The organism is Streptomyces sp. SID12501 (genome assembly GCF_010550245.1).
Taxonomy (GTDB): domain Bacteria; phylum Actinomycetota; class Actinomycetes; order Streptomycetales; family Streptomycetaceae; genus Streptomyces.
Genome location: NZ_JAAGLU010000351.1, coordinates 1 through 555 on the forward strand (window position 1 = coordinate 1; position 555 = coordinate 555).

Here is a 555-nt window from a genome sequence, read left to right on the forward strand (position 1 = left end):
GGCCGGTCGGCCTCCCCGCAGGACCTCCGGAGGCGCCCCAGGGGCCTCCGGGGGGCCCGGCCGACCACGTCTCGACGGGCTCCCGCAGCCCGGGCACGTCTGCTGCTCGTGCCCGGCCTGCGGGGCGACCGCCGCCCCGATGCGGATCAGCGCTTGACGGTGTAGCTCGTCACCGTCTGGCCGCCGCCGAGGACCGTGCAGCCGGTCAACTCCAGCGGGCGCACGCCGAATCCGGCCCGGGACATCGGCATGCCGGTCCCCACGACGACCGGGTAGGTCTTCACGACGTACGCGTCGATCTCGTCGGCGAGCTGCCCCGCGAGGTCGGCGCCGCCGCACAACCAGATGCCGAGCCCGTCACGGGCCTTGAGCTCGCGGACCTTCGCGGCCACGTCGCCGGAGATCACCGTCACCTGCGGGTCGGGCGCCACGCCCAGGGAGCGCGAGACGACGTACTGCTCGCGCAGGTGGCCGTAGGGGCTGGTCATGCCCACCTTGAGGCCGGGCTCGTAGGTGCGGCGACCCATCAGGACCGCGTCGAACCGCTTCGGGGCG

The 555-nt window shown here is 74.6% G+C and carries 1 protein-coding gene; it reads right to left on the minus strand.

The window, feature by feature from the left end; genetic code table 11:
- Nucleotides 1–146: 146 nt before the first annotated feature.
- Nucleotides 147–555 (minus strand): dihydrofolate reductase family protein (locus tag G3I71_RS46165; RefSeq protein WP_164324920.1); only part of this gene is annotated, 409 nt, incomplete at its 5' end.